Origin of the sequence: Flavobacterium sp. RHBU_3 (assembly GCF_046613565.1) — a bacterium.
GTDB lineage: Bacteria > Bacteroidota > Bacteroidia > Flavobacteriales > Flavobacteriaceae > Flavobacterium.
In genome coordinates this window covers 92,455-105,718 of record NZ_JBKJHC010000006.1, presented here as the reverse complement: position 1 = coordinate 105,718, position 13,264 = coordinate 92,455, and the positions used below count along the sequence as shown (strand labels likewise).

Genomic DNA, 13,264 nt, shown 5'->3' with positions numbered 1-13,264 from the left:
CGTTTTTTAAAAAACATACTCCGAAAAATCGCTTTGAGTGTCGCAGTTGTACTCTATAAACATTTCGGCAATAGCCTGTGCAAGGTTAAAAGCGCCTTTGCATTGCTTCTTAAAGTACTCGTAATCTGTATAATTGAAAATTTTAGATAGTCCTTTGTCGTGAAGTATAGATAATACTTGCTCACTAGGCTTAAAAGCCGTAGCTTTGCCCTCGATAGATTTTTTCATCCGATTTAATCTGTTAGTTGATTTAACGCCCCAAGCTTCCACCTTTGGGGCGTTTTAATTTTAATGCAATTAGTTGTTTTTTTTAAATTGCAAATTCTAAAATTTGCTTTTCTGCGGTAGCCACCACAACATCCAAATCGTCATTAATTACAGTTAATACTCTTGCAATTGTGTGGGTGTTACTAACTTCAAAAAGCTGCCCTGCAGCATTACTTAGGGTAATTTTCTCCTTTGTCCCATCATTGCTAAGAATGAACTTTTTAAGATTGTCCCTCTTTTCAACTAAGCGTTCATATTTATCAGAAATGATATTGAATTGTTGAGAGGCTTTTATCCTCTCGGCTGCGGTAGTTGGTAGAACCTTTACAGGCGTTTCTGTGGTTTGTACGACTTCGGCAGGTTTTACCGTTTCGGGGGTAGCTTTTTCAGTAATTGCGGGTACTGTGTTTTTTGCAATTGCAGTTTGTGAAGCGTTTTTCTGTGTGGCATTTTTTGACTGTGTCATGGCGTTTAGATTTAATTAAATTACTTATTTTCAACACTATAAAGATAGTGAAAACCTTACTTTTACGCAAGTATATTGGTGTAAAAAATACATAAATGCGTGTTTTTTTTCGTTGTTAATACTCATTCTAAACAGGCTGAAACAATACTTTTTTCGGTAGAAAATCCCCTTATTTTTTAAGTTGTCAAAATATTAAAACGCTGTAAAACAGCAAACAAACCCTAAAAATACACGCTGTAAAGCGATTGTAATTAAAAATATAGCAGTCCGCTAAGTATCGTTTTTGTCGTTGCATAGGGGTACGCGGGGGGTGAAATATGAGGGGGTGGGCACCCCTCGGAGGGGGTGAAAACACCACCGATATTGCTGTAAACCCCTGTATTTACTGGGGTTTTGCATGTTACAATACATTGCAATTGCAAGTAATAATATTGCAATAAATACGCAATTGCATGGTAATACAGACAATAACACCACTGGCTGCAATAGAAGCCATGAGGGAACTAACCGATAAGGGCATTCCCTTTTCATTTGAGTACTGGAGTTACAATTCCACCAAGCATACAAGCGCAGGACATAAGATAGTGCATAAGGCACAACTACGTCAGGGACTGCGCAATGACCAAAGTGATAAAGCCAGTACGCTCATAGCCTATACCGACCACGGGCTTGAGGTAAAGCCGAGGTTCTTCCACCTGGGGCTACTGCTTAAGTTTAATGGATTAAATGTACAGCCATGATAGTAGAGCAAGGCGGTAACTGGAGCGTGCACCAGGCAGGTAATATGGTGTACAGTTACGAGGTAGCTGAGACACCCAGGGAGTTCCATGCTAAGGAACACAAGGATAGCCTGAACTGGACAAGCCAAACAGACTACATAGGCGACTTCCATATCTTCCCGTATGGGGATAGGAATGATATGCCTGACCAAATAAAAAAGGTGGTGTTTAACAACTCCCTTGCGCCGGGCATATTGAACAAAGCCGCAGGATTGTTGTGGGGCACAGGTCCTAAGCTGTATCAGGAAAAGATAGTAGGTAACCAAGTAGTAAGGGAATGGCAGGAAGATGATGAGATAGAAGACTGGCTTAAGAGTTGGGACTGTGAGAGCTATCTCCTTAAGGGAAATAATGATTACCAGGCCATGCAGGGCTTCTATACCCGGTATGAGCTTAATGCAGGCAGCCTGCTTAATAATAACTTCATATATGCGCTACACCATGAGCAGCATGATAAGGCGCGCCTGGCACGCCTGCGTACTGCTAAGGAGGGGAAAGCTACTCATGTGGTGTTAAGCGATTGGTCATTTGCAGGGCCTCAGAGCTTCGATTATAAGGCTTATAATATATTCGATTTTAGGAAACCTTTTGCTTATCCTAATGCCATAATGTACAGTAACCTGTACTCTTTTTGCAGTGATTACTATACCATACCGGCACTGTACGGAACTATGGAGTGGATACGCCGCAGCACAGCCATACCTTACATACTTAAATCACTGAGCAAACACAGTATCAATCTTAAATACCATCTTGTATCTCCTGCCGAGTTCTGGAACAGGAAGGAGAAGGAAATACAAGAGAACTGTATACAAGCCCAGGTAACGTACGAAAAGAAGATGCTGAAGGCCTATGAATCGGAAGTATTAAAGCAAATATCTGAAGTGTTCTCCGGGGAAGAAAATACCGGTAAGTTTTGGCATACGGTTAAAGAACTCATCGTCGATAACATGAACCTATTGGAGCAAGGTTGGGAGATTAAAGTAATAGACCAAAAGGTAAAAGACTTTATCGATTCACAAATTTCCATTGCCGACCGTGCCGACCGTGCAGTGAGCGCTGCTGCAAACGTACATGGCGCCCTGGGCAATGTAAGTGATAAGAATGTTACCGGTAGCGGTAGCGAGCAGCTGTATGCATTAAAGAACTACATGGCCACAGGTATTTCAATCCCGGAAATGATAGTGTGCAAGCCTGTCAATTATGCATTGATGGCCAACTTTAAGACCAAACTGAAGCTTGGATTCTTCCACCTGCAGCCCGAAAAAGAGCAAAATGTAAACCCTGAAGACCGAATGAAAAACTCTCAACCGTCATGAAACTAATGTTTGATAGGGACGGATTAGACCCGTCTGAAGAAATAAAGGAGCTGCTGCCCTGGATAGATGCGGATATTACGTATGCTAAGCTTAGGCCGGATATCAGGACGGCAACAAACGAAATGATACGCCTTATTGGCCAGCCAATGTATGATATTATACTTGCAGTGTATAATGACGTTGATGCTAATGACGAAGATGCGGAAGAACTGGTATACAACTGCCGTTTCCCGATACTTATACGCGCATATGCCCTCTATGCTCCTAAAAATGACATAGCACATACCACCAATGGCCGCCGCATGAGGCAGGATGATAATGAGAAAAGCCCGTGGCAGTGGATGGTGGATGCCGACAATGAAGCCATGGAACGCGGTTATTACCGTGCCCTTGATGATATGCTGGCCTATCTGGAAACCGTAGAGGAATGGAAAGAACAGGAAGCTTATAAGGCGCTAAACAAGCTGTTTATTACTAATACTGACCAGTTTACGCAATACTTCGCCATAGAAAGCCGGTACGTACTTATGAAGCTTATGCCGGGCATCAGGCAATGTGAGCAGCGCGAGATACGGTCAAGGCTTACCCCGCTTGTTTTTGATGCCCTGAAGGACAAATTAAAGGCCGGGCAAGATCTTACCGAAAATGAAAAAGAATTACTGGAGCTGATTCAGGAAGCCTGTGTGTACTATAGCCTCGGTTGGGCTATGCGCCGCCTGAGCGTTACTATTTTCCCGGAGGGCATACTTCAGGCCTATACATCCGACAGGGACACAACCAAGATAAAGCAGCCGGCAAAGAACCTGGAATCAGATGCTGCCGAGCAAGCGTTTATGAGCGATGCCGCGGAGGTTTTTTTGAGAATAGAGAAGTTCCTGGCACCACCACCGGCACAGCCCCAGGAAATAAAAATATTACCCGAAATAAAAACAGGATCCAATTATTTAAGCTTTTAATATGAAAAGATATTACCGCGCCCTGAAGGTGCTGATTAAAGCGGCCTATACCGAAGTAGCCGAGTTTGTGGAAAACCCAATGACGTACAAGCGCCGCAAGAAACTGCGTGTTATAGAAGGGCATGTGCGTAAGGCGCTGATAAAGAAAAGCAAGCAGGAAATAATGCGCGAGGTAGAGCAAATGATCCTGAAAGATAAGATAAACCGCCACATGAATAAATACCTTCGTGTGGGAGCCAGGAGCAGGTTTATACCTGCAAAGCTTCCAAACCCATCTGCATGCCGCCAGGAAGTGTATGGCAGGTTTGGTGATGATATGGAAAAATGTGGCCTGATACTTACAGAGCAGCTTAAATTTGAAACATGCACACTGTAGAGATACCGGAAAACAAGGATTTTGGCCTGCGTTACGTGCCTGAGAACCTGGCCGAGTGTACAGACGAACAGTACATGGTGTTGTGTGGGCTGCTGTACCGGTACCAATCGGCACAAATAAGCTATGAAACACTGTGTGTACAGGCAGTACACAGTTTCCTGGATTTGTTGCCTTCGAGTAAAGAATTGCTCAATGACGAGGCGGAAAATAAGTGGGGCAATATGTATCAGCTGGGAGAGTTGGTAGAATCTTTTTTTACCACAAATGAAGAAGGTCAAAAGGTAATCGTAATGGACTTTGGTCATAACCCAATAAAGCGGTTCCGGCCACTATGGCGGTGGTACTATGGCCCTGCCGATTATAACTTCAATCTTACCTTTGGCGAGTATGTAGATGCGCTGCGGGTGTTTTCGCAGTTTTCCGTAACGCCAAGCATTGATTTGCTGCGTACCCTTGCCGCAATATTGTACCGGCAGAAAAAGCCTTTCTGTGGGCTACGCCGTTACCTGCCCGGTTACGATGGAGATAAACGTAAAAAATACAATGTGCATACGGTAAGCTTCAGGGAAAAAACCTTTAAATATGCGCCCATTGGCTTCCTGTATGGCGTATACATTGCCTTTGGTGCTTTCCAAAAGTTTATCAGTACGTCGGTAATACCGTGGGGTGGCCGTGAGCTTGATTTGAGTATTTTATACAAAGACGACGATAACTTTGCTGAAGCTGTACCCGGACGCGGTATGGATTCAGTACTTACCAGCCTGGCCGATGCCGCCGATATAGAAAATGCCCGTAAACTTAGCCTGTGGGACGTACTGATGCGCCTGTACGACCTTAAGAAGCAGGACATGGACCGTAAACTAAATGAGAAGAAGAATGAAAAGTAAACCAGTTATATTGCCCTGGCCTCTGGATGGGAATAACGAAAGCATTCAGCCCGACGTAAAGAAAGCAATGAGCCAGATACTGAGGGGTTTACAGAAGATAACGCCCGAGGCAATGCGCGAAGCACATTTTGTAAAAGTTGGAGAAACAGGTGGGGCGGTTGAAGCAATATTTGACCATTTTCCAAAATACGATATAGGGATAAGTGTAAGCGAATTTTATGCAGGTTATGAATGGCTTAAATTCAGGCAGTATATTCCCGGTGTGCTGGACAGCCTGAGCGAACAAAAAAGAAAGGAGTTAGAAGAAGCATTTATCCAATATCAATCTATAAGATGAAAAAGCCATTATTTAACAGTGAACAAAGACAGCATATTTCCGAGCAGACTTTTACAGGAGCGATACTGAAGTTAAAGTTAGCAATAATAGCGTTCTTCGGTAGGCTGTGGCCTAAAAAGAGAAAATCTACTAAAATGATGGTTTACAGAGCACCGATGCCGCACAGTCAATACAATTCCGATTATCAAGAAAAACCAGCAGACAGCAGGCAGGAAAGCCGTACTTACCCCACAGACACTTCAGATAGTTTTACGATGTCGATGTTTGACTGGGGAGGTTCAAATGATACAGCGAGCAGTTCATCAGATTACGGCAGCAGTTTAGACTTTGGTAGCTCAGACAGCAGTACCGGATTCAGTGATGGTTTTGGCGGCGGTGATTTCAGTGGAGGTGGTGCCGGAGATTCCTGGTAACAAAAATCTAAAAATTATGAATAAATCAATTTTAAAACAGTTTGCCGTTGGCCTGGAGCCGCAGCATACTAACCCGTATACCGGCATACCTTTACAGTATAAGCCGCAATCGTTAACCCAAACACCTGGTACCTATGCTGCTGATAGCCGACCTGGAGGAGTATGCGGAGAGCGTTAAAGCCCGTGTGCCTGCCATAAAAAAAACAGTTACGCTTTCTGACGAAGCCCAGCTGGCCAAAGTGCTTACCGACCATAAAGCTAGCGATAATATACTGCTTGTAGCCCTGTATGCCGATCATGATAAGGATAGGGACAACCTTTACGAATGGAACAACATTACGTCGTTCCTGGTGCTGGAAAAGATTGATTATTCTACCGGCCTGCCCGCCATGGGCGAAAGCTTTAAGCGTACACAGGCCGCTGCTGCTGCCATTGTAAAGCTGATGCTTGAGGATTATGAAGAGCATTCCTGTGGGCTTATGGGTAAGCTTATAATTGAGAGCCTCAATATAGGCCCGCGCCGGGCACTTACCCAGTGCCAGGGGTATGAGATAACTTTTAACCTGATAACAGAACTGTAATCATGGCCAAGCCGGAGCAGAACCACGATGATATACTACAGGGGCGCCTTATAAAGCGGGTCCTGGTTACTGAGGTCAAAGAGATAGACCAGGCGCAGGTAAAATATATTGCCGGTAAAGGATTTAAAAACCCGGACTGGCTTTCTGCGCGGGTATTTAACGTGGAAAACAACCAGCTGGAGTATAAGCAGCGCCTAAAGCACCGCTTTGTAGATATGAAGCGCATTATGAAAGGTAAGGGCAAAGCCAAGACAAAGAAACCAAAGAAAAACCACCCTATATATAACCGTATCATTTGGGGCCACTACAATAATGTTGTGCGCGAACTGAAGTACGGGTATACTGATGCTGTGAAAGAGGAAATGAAAAAGTTGGAGGAATAAAAAAATATTATATATTTGACAACCGTGTTTTTCTCTAAAAAAACACTTGGTTGGTTGGTTAAAATGCCACTCTACGGAGTGGCATTTTTTATTCTTTTTCGGTTCTCCAGTGTTCTTTAACGTAGGTGCTGTCTTTACGGTAATAGCCATCTACATGCACGGTTTTGGGTTTGCCCGGCATTTTGCGGTATGCTGCAAGCGTGTCCAGCGGCTGCTCTGTGCCACCGGTTTCATTTATCCTTTCATCGTTGAGCTTAATAACGTTTTTCGCCCGACAACTGATCAGTAGCAGGGAAAACGTAAAAAGGATATTTATCCGGATTATCATTCCTGAATTAATTCTTTCAATAAATCATAAAATGAATTTGACCTGGGCAGTCTTAAAATTTCCTCATTCACTTCACTTCTGTATAAGGTGTATGCAGGCTTTGCAGCTCTAAACTTTTCATTTTCGACTAAATGATAGGATAGCAATAATCTTAAGTAGTCGATTTCGTCATCATATTCATAAAAGCTATTTGGTTTTTCAGGCTCAGTATAATCATTGTATTCCCATATTACGGCAATATCATAGTCGAAGCGGTCAGATTTTATTGCTATAGTCTGTTTTATAAAAGAAGTACTGGTATCATCTACATCTGTCATTATTGAAATAGTAAAATTCTTGTACCTAGCTTTTTTAGTGTACAGTTCTCTTATATTCTTGCTCTCAATAGTAAAACCTTCTTCTATGAACAAAGTTGTAAACGCTTCAAAAGCGTCTTCCATTGCCTGCTGCTTTTTTTCTAATAAAATTTCAACGTTATTATTGATAGCTTCATCAATTTTTACTTTGAGATTTTCAATTTCTTTAATCTTAGAAATACTCATTGGTTAGTTTTTTTTTAGTTTCCATAAAAATAAACAATTCCCTACATTTGCCATGCAGAACTTTATAGAAATTATCATGGCATTAAACTCATTGCTAACAATACCCCGCGCCCTGGAAGGAGTGGTCCTCCAACTCATAGATAATTTCTTTGGTTCTGCAGTCCTTGCGTGCGGGCTTTTTAATTCACTCCATATATGCAGAACCAAAGTGAAAACACCCCTCGGATTTTAACATTTTTTGGTAACTTAGGCACACTTAACCAGTAAGTTATGAGCGCGCCTACATTTTACCGTAACAAAAAGCCAGTGTTTACAGGCGATTCCGAAATAGAATCGGAATGCTTATGGCAATTGCAGGGCAATAAACTGCACCTGGTAGACGATGATTGGCACGCTGTTGTGTCATTAGACGAAGAAATATTTTACAAGTTAGAGAAAGCCCCTTAATGGGGCTTTTTTCATGTTACAAAGTTTTTCCTCCCGCAGGGCCACTTTTGGAGATTAATTCTCCAGTGCCATGGCCAAGAAAATTTCCGACGAAGTAATCAAGCTTAATATCGTAATCAACGGCAACGAAGCCCAGAAAGAAATACTGGACCTCGAAAAGGCCAATATTAAGCTGAAGGATGCGGTAAAAGAACTGAACAAGCAGGAAAAGGTACTGGGAACAGAACTGGATAAAACCAGGAAAAGCTACGAAAGCCAAAAACAACAGCTAGACAAAACCAAAACTGCTTTTGACCAACTGAACCGTGTGCATGCTGAGGCTGAAGATAAGCTCAAAAAAATCGAAGCAGCTTCGGGCAAAAATTCTGCACAGTATAGAGCCCAGGCAAAAGTTGTGAATGACCTTGAGCGCGAAGGCAAGCGCCTGTGGGACACTCAGGACAGGTTGGCCACATCATACATTAAACTTGGTGGCAAGGTAAAAGACCTGGAGGGAAAATACATTCCGCTAAAAAAAGAGATTGACCAAACCAACGCTTCTATAGATAAGAACGATGCCCGGCTGAAAGAACTTACCGGTACGCTGAAGCTTACCGAAATGACTACTATTCAGCTTAAGGCGAGAGCTCGCGAGCTGAGCGCTACACTTGCGCATCTTATTCCGGAAACAGACGATTACAAAAAATATAAAGCCGAACTGGATGGCGTTAACGGAAGGCTGTCTGAGTTAAACTCAAAAGGCAAAGCCGCAAGCTGGAGCATTGGCAGCCTTGCCGATAACTTTAACCGTTATGCAGCGCTTGCGGCTTCGGCGGTGGCAGCGCTTACGGGCGTGGTGCTCTCCATACAGAAGATGATCGACTTTAACGGGAAGCTTGCCGAAAAAATGACGGATGTTCAAAAGACCACCGGCATGACAAAGAGGGAAGTGGACGAGCTGGCCAAATCTTTTGGGGCGCTTAAAACCCGTACCGGCAGGATAGAGCTTTTGGGCATTGCCGAAGTAGGGGGGCGTCTGGGTATAGCAAAGGATGAGATAGGCGATTTTGTACGGGTAATGAATAAGGCGGGTGTAGCCCTGGGCGATAGTTTTCAGGGCGGGCCCGATGTGGTGGCCGATAAGCTGGGTAAGATAAAGGGACTGTATGAAGAGTTGAAAAACAGCGGGGTAGAGTCGGCGTTTGAAAGCGTGGGTTCTGCGCTGAATGACCTGGGTGCTGCCGGAACAGCGAGCGAGGCTAACGTGGCAGAGTTTGCGCAGCGCGTTGGGGATTTGCCCGGGGCGCTGAAGCCCAGCATACAGCAGGCACTCGGCTTGGGTGCAGCGTTTGAAGAAAGCGGTCTGAAGGCAGAAATTGCTGCCACAAACTACGGCAAGGTAATAAGCATAGCCGCGCGTGATACCGGTGCCTTTGCCAAAGTGATGGGGCGCAACAAAAAAGAACTGGAAGACCTTATTAATACCGACCCTACGGAGTTTTTCCTGCAATTTTCTAATTCCCTGAAGGGGCTGGATGCAACCGACCTGGCCAAGATACTGGATTACCTGAAGCTTAACGACAACGAAGTGAAAATGGTACTGGGTGCTGCGGCTGATAATACGCAGTTGTTCCGGGACAAAATAGAACTGGCCAAACAGAGCATGGCCGATGCCACATCACTTACCACCGAGTATGACCTGAAGAACAGTAACCTAGCCGCAACGCTGGCACGCCTTAAAAAGGTTGTAGAGGGTTGGTTTACCAGCGACAGCGTGGTGGCATTCCTGGAAAGCGCGGTAAACTGGCTGGCTAAGTTTGTTGGGGCAATAGAAGATAGCGAAGGGTCTGTTACCGGGTGGCGCAATGGAATTGTTTTTATGGCAAAAGTGCTTTCAATTCTGGTTACCGGTATTTTTTCCTATGTAACTGCCACTAAACTTGCGGCGTTATGGAGTAATAATCTTAAAACTGCAGTTTCATTATCTAATATCATTTTCAGATTAGAGTATGCGCAGTTGGTAATAAATCAAGTTGCAACAAGATCTTTAGCCCTTGCGAAAGCTTTTTTAACTTTCAACATTACTAAAGTACGCGATGCATACAGAAGTTTAACACTAGCCATGGGAATGAACCCATTTGGAGCGCTTTTAGCGGTTGTTGCTGCTGTAACTACAGCATTTATAGCTTTCAGGAAATCAAATGATGATACCGAAAAATCTATTAAAAAAGTAAATGCTGCACTTGAAACCGACATTCAATATAAAAAAGAGTTGGGTAAGGCAACAACTGATCTTAAAAGCAAAATTGACCCACTGATTGCGGTATTAAAAGACGAAGATACTTCCCTCCAAACCCGTAAAAAAGCTTATGAAAAACTTATTGAGATTTCTCCGGATTTTGTTGGCACCGTTGATGCTGAGTTTAGAGCTACAGAAAAACTTGCCGGGGTTTATGATAAACTATTAAAAAATCTTGAAGCGGTATCACTTGCAAAAGCACGTGCAGCATTGAGAGATAAAATAAGTTCTCAGGTTGCGGAGGCTGAAAATGCTGAATATGATGCGCTACTAAAAAAGATACAAGAAGACAAAATTAATGTTGCAATAGAAAAACGAAATAAGGAGCGTTCCAAAACAGCCTATACTGGTGGTGGGGCCTCTACAATGGGAGGTGGTACCGGAACTTATGCGACAAACGAAGCATTGAAAAACGATGCAAATGAAGCTTATGTTCAGGCAAAAAAGGATGCCGAAGTAGCCCGTCAAAACATGGAAAACTATACAGCATATATTGCTGAAACGGTTAAAAAGCTGGAGCAGAAACTGAAAAAGGTAAAGGCTGATTCTGAAGAAGCTAAAAAAATACAGGCTGAGATTGATTCATTGCTTGGGCTTTCATCAGCTTCAGAGGAAACTACTGGTAAAAAATCTACCGTTCCAGGCGATGCCGGTAAGAGTAAATCCCGAGGTAAAACTGAGGCCGAAAAACGTCTTGAAGCGACTCAAAAAGCATTGAAGGAAGCTGCGCAAATGGAAAAAGATTTCACAAATCTTGAAAGGCAGGTTTTTGACGAGCGGATAGCACTCCTTGAAGATAATATCGAAAAAGAGGAGGCTCTGGAGGCAGAAAAATATAGGCGTAGAATAGAAGACCTTACAAAGCAAAAAGTAAGGGAGGATGAAATCGCTAAAATGCAGGCAAAAATTGATGATCCAAATACGACATCAATCCAGCGAGGCGCCTACACTCATATCCTTGAAACATGGCTGGAGAAAAATAAACATATAGATTCCCTAATTGAAATCGAAAAAGGCCGCCATGAAATTGCTTTAGAAAAAATTTCAGAGAAAGGCGAAACTAAACGATTACAGGATTTGCAGCGCGCCTTTGACCGCGAAGGAATACTACGCGAAACAGCGCATAATGAAGAACTGGCCGCATACGCTACCAAGGAATCAGCCAAAAAGTACATTACCGATAAGTTTAACAGAGCCTATTTTGCTGAGGGTGCTACCGAAGAGCAGAAAAAAGCCGCAATGGCCACATACAAGGCTGAAATTGCATCAGCATACAATGTAAACCTGGCTAAAGAAAGGCTTCAGAAAAAGTATAACGAGGAGGAACTGCAACGACAGCTGGACCACCTTAATAAAATGCTTGCCGAAAAGGACAGGATCCTTGCAGATGACAACAACAAAGTGTCTTTGGATCTGCTTACCGAAGACCAAAAGAAATCCCTTCAGGATGATGTAGACCAGCTGAAGCTTAAAATCTCGGAACTGCTTAAAGCCAAGGCCGATCTTACCGGTAATGGCGATGCCAATAATTTTGCTTCTGCTTTTGCTAATGCTGATATACTTGGTTTTACAGCAGACCAGTGGACACAGGTTTTTAATAATCTAGATACGGTAAAAGGCAAGCTTGAAGGCGCCCAAATGGTGGTGAGCAGCCTGCAAAATATATGGGGGCAATACAATGCCTACGTTGCTGCCAATGAAAACGCCTCGCTGCGCAAGTATGAGAAAAACCTTGATACCCGGAAGAAGAAACTAAAGTGGCAGCTGGACAACGGGTACATAAACCAACAACAGTACACTAAGGGGCTGGAACTGCTGGATGCCGAGCTGGACAAGAAAAAGGCCGACCTGGAGTACAAGCAAGCCAAGCGCCAAAAGCAAATGGCCATTGTAGATGCAATACTAAACACTGCCAAAGGTGTTACCGCAGCCCTGGGCATGGCTCCGCCTGCCAGTTATGTTTTTGCGGCGCTTACCGCAGCCATGGGCGCTGTGCAGATAGCCACGATAAGTAAACAGCCACTGCCGGCACGCGGTTATGAGGAAGGCCTTTATCCGGAATATGTGCGCCGTGAGCAGGATGGAAAAATGTTTAAGGCGGGGTACGGCGGTAAAACCCGCAGCGGCATGGTAAACAAGCCTACGTACTTTTTGGCAGGTGAAAACGGCCCCGAAATGGTAATAGACCGCGATGCCTATCGCAACCTTAGCCCTGGTACAAAAGCATTGCTTACGCGTGAGCTGCGCACCATTAAAGGTTTTGAGCAGGGCATGTACAATAATGATGTTACCGGTGGCAGCAGGTACGAAGTACCGGCAGGCAATAGCACTAACGATGCGGTGATGTTGCGTGTGGCCATGGCTCTGGAGGAAAACACTGCCGTAATGCGCGACCTGCGCGACAAAGGTGTTCCGGCATACTATGCTCCTACAGTGCGTGAACAAAAGCGCATGCTGGAAGACTTTGACAAAATTAATGCCTCGAGAGATAAAGCAAAAAAATAAGCCATGTATACAGAAAACACAATTTTTGGCGATAGCAGGGTAAACACTATCCTGGACAGGGTACTGTATGAGCTTGCCGCCGCTGTCCCGGATTTTAATCCCGCTGCGCATATTGTACTTACCGGGCGTGCCGCCGCAGAGCTTCAGGGTGAAGACCCGGCGCTGTGCAATAATGTAATCCTGCTCACGTCTAATGCCGATGTGCAGGCATACGTTCAGAATGGTTTGTCTAAAAAGATTGGCGCTACCGGCGCCGCCCGTTTTGTTGACCGTACCATATTTTATTTTGAAGATTACCTGCACCTGGAAATATGGTATCAGGCAGCACTTATAAAAACCGTGGCCACACATGGCATATACGTTCAGGATATATCAGAAATAAACCCAATATTGTTATAAA

17 protein-coding genes are annotated in these 13,264 nt (G+C 44.0%); 13 read left to right on the top strand and 4 right to left on the bottom strand.

From position 1 onward, the window contains the following. Positions 1-6: 6 nt before the first annotated feature. Both ACLI1A_RS10145 and ACLI1A_RS10140 read right to left on the bottom strand, forming a co-directional pair. Entirely contained in the window at positions 7-228 is a 222-nt protein-coding gene (locus ACLI1A_RS10145) for a hypothetical protein (protein WP_411408542.1), read from the bottom strand. A gap of 82 nt (positions 229-310) precedes the next feature. Next, positions 311-733 carry a hypothetical protein gene (locus ACLI1A_RS10140; protein WP_411408541.1) on the bottom strand — a complete coding sequence of 141 codons (423 nt, stop codon included), beginning with the start codon at positions 731-733 and terminating at the stop codon, positions 311-313. Positions 734-1,185: 452 nt separating this feature from the next. Here ACLI1A_RS10140 and ACLI1A_RS10135 point away from each other — a divergent pair, with 452 nt between their 5' ends. From ACLI1A_RS10135 to ACLI1A_RS10090, 10 genes are all read left to right on the top strand, one after another. Continuing rightward, positions 1,186-1,473, top strand: a complete 288-nt coding sequence (locus ACLI1A_RS10135; RefSeq protein ID WP_411408540.1) for a hypothetical protein — start codon at positions 1,186-1,188, stop codon at positions 1,471-1,473. Then, complete coding sequence (locus ACLI1A_RS10130; RefSeq protein WP_411408539.1) at positions 1,470-2,831, top strand: hypothetical protein; 1,362 nt, start codon at positions 1,470-1,472, stop codon at positions 2,829-2,831. Before ACLI1A_RS10135 ends, ACLI1A_RS10130 begins: the two co-directional genes overlap by 4 nt. Beyond that, positions 2,828-3,787 carry a DUF6712 family protein gene (locus ACLI1A_RS10125; RefSeq protein WP_411408538.1) on the top strand — a complete coding sequence of 320 codons (960 nt, stop codon included), beginning with the start codon at positions 2,828-2,830 and terminating at the stop codon, positions 3,785-3,787. Before ACLI1A_RS10130 ends, ACLI1A_RS10125 begins: the two co-directional genes overlap by 4 nt. Position 3,788: 1 nt before the next feature. After that, a complete protein-coding gene (locus tag ACLI1A_RS10120; protein ID WP_411408537.1) occupies positions 3,789-4,163 on the top strand; it encodes a hypothetical protein in 375 nt (124 codons plus the stop codon). Then, positions 4,151-5,050 carry a hypothetical protein gene (locus ACLI1A_RS10115; RefSeq protein WP_411408536.1) on the top strand — a complete coding sequence of 300 codons (900 nt, stop codon included), beginning with the start codon at positions 4,151-4,153 and terminating at the stop codon, positions 5,048-5,050. The genes ACLI1A_RS10120 and ACLI1A_RS10115 overlap by 13 nt, the downstream gene beginning before the upstream one ends. Then, complete coding sequence (locus ACLI1A_RS10110; RefSeq protein WP_411408535.1) at positions 5,040-5,387, top strand: hypothetical protein; 348 nt, start codon at positions 5,040-5,042, stop codon at positions 5,385-5,387. Before ACLI1A_RS10115 ends, ACLI1A_RS10110 begins: the two co-directional genes overlap by 11 nt. 134 nt (positions 5,388-5,521) lie before the next feature. Then, positions 5,522-5,800: a hypothetical protein gene (locus ACLI1A_RS10105; protein WP_411408534.1), complete on the top strand. Its 279-nt coding sequence runs from the start codon at positions 5,522-5,524 to the stop codon at positions 5,798-5,800. Positions 5,801-5,816: 16 nt separating this feature from the next. Further along, positions 5,817-5,978: a hypothetical protein gene (locus tag ACLI1A_RS10100; protein ID WP_411408533.1), complete on the top strand. Its 162-nt coding sequence runs from the start codon at positions 5,817-5,819 to the stop codon at positions 5,976-5,978. Continuing rightward, a complete protein-coding gene (locus ACLI1A_RS10095; protein WP_411408532.1) occupies positions 5,935-6,381 on the top strand; it encodes a hypothetical protein in 447 nt (148 codons plus the stop codon). The genes ACLI1A_RS10100 and ACLI1A_RS10095 overlap by 44 nt, the downstream gene beginning before the upstream one ends. Before the next feature lie 2 nt (positions 6,382-6,383). Further along, on the top strand, positions 6,384-6,764 hold the full coding sequence (locus tag ACLI1A_RS10090; RefSeq protein ID WP_411408531.1) for a hypothetical protein: 381 nt from the start codon (positions 6,384-6,386) through the stop codon (positions 6,762-6,764). 88 nt (positions 6,765-6,852) lie between these two features. On the opposite strand, the gene ACLI1A_RS10085 is transcribed toward ACLI1A_RS10090, so the two are convergent. After that, positions 6,853-7,092, bottom strand: coding sequence for a hypothetical protein (locus ACLI1A_RS10085; protein WP_411408530.1), 240 nt, complete (start codon positions 7,090-7,092; stop codon positions 6,853-6,855). Beyond that, on the bottom strand, positions 7,089-7,634 hold the full coding sequence (locus tag ACLI1A_RS10080; RefSeq protein WP_411408529.1) for a hypothetical protein: 546 nt from the start codon (positions 7,632-7,634) through the stop codon (positions 7,089-7,091). Before ACLI1A_RS10080 ends, ACLI1A_RS10085 begins: the two co-directional genes overlap by 4 nt. Before the next feature lie 270 nt (positions 7,635-7,904). On the opposite strand from ACLI1A_RS10080, the gene ACLI1A_RS10075 reads away from it, so the two are divergent. The 3 genes from ACLI1A_RS10075 (at position 7,905) to ACLI1A_RS10065 (ending at position 13,263) form a co-directional block, all read left to right on the top strand. Then, positions 7,905-8,081, top strand: a complete 177-nt coding sequence (locus tag ACLI1A_RS10075) for a hypothetical protein (protein WP_411408528.1) — start codon at positions 7,905-7,907, stop codon at positions 8,079-8,081. Between the two features lie 70 nt (positions 8,082-8,151). Continuing rightward, entirely contained in the window at positions 8,152-12,864 is a 4,713-nt protein-coding gene (locus ACLI1A_RS10070) for a phage tail tape measure protein (protein WP_411408527.1), read from the top strand. A 3-nt stretch (positions 12,865-12,867) separates the two neighbouring features. After that, complete coding sequence (locus tag ACLI1A_RS10065) at positions 12,868-13,263, top strand: hypothetical protein (protein ID WP_411408526.1); 396 nt, start codon at positions 12,868-12,870, stop codon at positions 13,261-13,263. Position 13,264 lies beyond the last annotated feature (1 nt).

Coding starts and splice junctions, on each gene's coding strand:
- ACLI1A_RS10140 (WP_411408541.1), bottom strand. CDS start 733: ATGACACAGTCAAAAAATGCCACACAGAAAAACGCTTCACAAACTGCA.
- ACLI1A_RS10095 (WP_411408532.1), top strand. CDS start 5,935: ATGCTGCTGATAGCCGACCTGGAGGAGTATGCGGAGAGCGTTAAAGCC.
- ACLI1A_RS10085 (WP_411408530.1), bottom strand. CDS start 7,092: ATGATAATCCGGATAAATATCCTTTTTACGTTTTCCCTGCTACTGATC.
- ACLI1A_RS10070 (WP_411408527.1), top strand. CDS start 8,152: ATGGCCAAGAAAATTTCCGACGAAGTAATCAAGCTTAATATCGTAATC.
- ACLI1A_RS10105 (WP_411408534.1), top strand. CDS start 5,522: ATGATGGTTTACAGAGCACCGATGCCGCACAGTCAATACAATTCCGAT.
- ACLI1A_RS10115 (WP_411408536.1), top strand. CDS start 4,151: ATGCACACTGTAGAGATACCGGAAAACAAGGATTTTGGCCTGCGTTAC.
- ACLI1A_RS10135 (WP_411408540.1), top strand. CDS start 1,186: ATGGTAATACAGACAATAACACCACTGGCTGCAATAGAAGCCATGAGG.
- ACLI1A_RS10090 (WP_411408531.1), top strand. CDS start 6,384: ATGGCCAAGCCGGAGCAGAACCACGATGATATACTACAGGGGCGCCTT.
- ACLI1A_RS10145 (WP_411408542.1), bottom strand. CDS start 228: ATGAAAAAATCTATCGAGGGCAAAGCTACGGCTTTTAAGCCTAGTGAG.
- ACLI1A_RS10100 (WP_411408533.1), top strand. CDS start 5,817: ATGAATAAATCAATTTTAAAACAGTTTGCCGTTGGCCTGGAGCCGCAG.
- ACLI1A_RS10075 (WP_411408528.1), top strand. CDS start 7,905: ATGAGCGCGCCTACATTTTACCGTAACAAAAAGCCAGTGTTTACAGGC.
- ACLI1A_RS10125 (WP_411408538.1), top strand. CDS start 2,828: ATGAAACTAATGTTTGATAGGGACGGATTAGACCCGTCTGAAGAAATA.
- ACLI1A_RS10110 (WP_411408535.1), top strand. CDS start 5,040: ATGAAAAGTAAACCAGTTATATTGCCCTGGCCTCTGGATGGGAATAAC.
- ACLI1A_RS10130 (WP_411408539.1), top strand. CDS start 1,470: ATGATAGTAGAGCAAGGCGGTAACTGGAGCGTGCACCAGGCAGGTAAT.
- ACLI1A_RS10080 (WP_411408529.1), bottom strand. CDS start 7,634: ATGAGTATTTCTAAGATTAAAGAAATTGAAAATCTCAAAGTAAAAATT.
- ACLI1A_RS10120 (WP_411408537.1), top strand. CDS start 3,789: ATGAAAAGATATTACCGCGCCCTGAAGGTGCTGATTAAAGCGGCCTAT.
- ACLI1A_RS10065 (WP_411408526.1), top strand. CDS start 12,868: ATGTATACAGAAAACACAATTTTTGGCGATAGCAGGGTAAACACTATC.